We start from the raw sequence: 1,063 nt of genomic DNA, 5'->3' as shown, positions 1-1,063 counted from the left end.
GGCTGGGTGTCTCTGGTAGAACTCGGGGTTGTGGCGCGTTTTGACGTGACGGATGCCGAGTGGGCCTTGATCGAACCGCATGTGCCGGTGGCTGCCACCGGGCCGTTGCCTCGGCGGGTTCGGGACCAGTTCAACGGGGTGCTGTGGCGGTTTCGCACCGGCAGCGGCTGGCGGGACGTCCCCGAGCGCTACGGGACTTGGACGACGGTGTACTCCCGGTTCCGTGGCTGGGTGGCCTCGGGGTTCTTCGAGAGCCTGATGGACGCGCTGATCGCGGAGGCTGCCTCGCGCGGGAAGGTCGGACTGGCGTTGGTCAGTGTCGATTCCACGATCGTGCGGGCTCATCACGAGTCGTCGGGCCTGGCGGTCGCCGGAGAGACTCTGGACGCGCTCGAACAGGCCCTGACCGAGGAAAAGGGGGTTCCGCTGCCGCAGCAGAAGAGCGTGCTGCGGGTGATTCAACAGCGGCGACGGCCGCCGCGTCCGACCCGGCCCAGGTTCGTGCCCAGGCACGCCGTCGGCGCAGGGCCCGGGCCGCGAAAGCCGGACTCGGCCGGTCCCGGGGCGGGCTGAGCAGCAAGATCCATGCCGCTGTCGATTCCGCGGGCCTGCCGCTGGCGTTCGTGCTGACCCCGGGCCAGGCCGCGGACTGCCGGCAGTTCCAGCCGGTGCTGGAGAAGGTCCGGGTGCGCGGCCCGGTCGGCAGGCCGCGCACCCGGCCGGACGCGGTGGCCGCCGACAAGGCCTACTCCTCGAAGGCCAACCGCGCCTACCTGCGCCGGCGCGGGATCACCGCGGTGATCCCGGAGAAGACGGACCAAGCGGCGAACCGCAGACGCAAGGGCTCCGCCGGCGGCCGGCCCGTAGCCTTCGATCCCGACCGCTACAAACAGCGCAACACCGTCGAGCGATGCTTCCAAAAGCTCAAGACCTGGCGCGGCCTGGCTACCAGGTACGACAAGAGCCCGGAGAGCTACACGGCTGGCCTGCACCTTCGCGGATCGATCATGTGGTTGAAACGCCTGACGTCAACCACATGATCCGAACCTTCAACAGCTCCTAG

At 69.2% G+C, this 1,063-nt stretch carries 1 pseudogene; it reads left to right on the top strand.

Annotated elements, in window-relative coordinates:
* The first annotated feature begins 30 nt into the window (after positions 1 to 30).
* A pseudogene (locus ACPC54_RS42290) lies at positions 31 to 1,040 on the top strand (IS5 family transposase).
* The last annotated feature ends 23 nt before the right edge of the window (positions 1,041 to 1,063 follow it).

The organism is Kitasatospora sp. NPDC094028 (assembly GCF_049543595.1).
Lineage (GTDB): Bacteria > Actinomycetota > Actinomycetes > Streptomycetales > Streptomycetaceae > Kitasatospora.
This window is presented reverse-complemented; position numbering and strand designations above follow the sequence as displayed.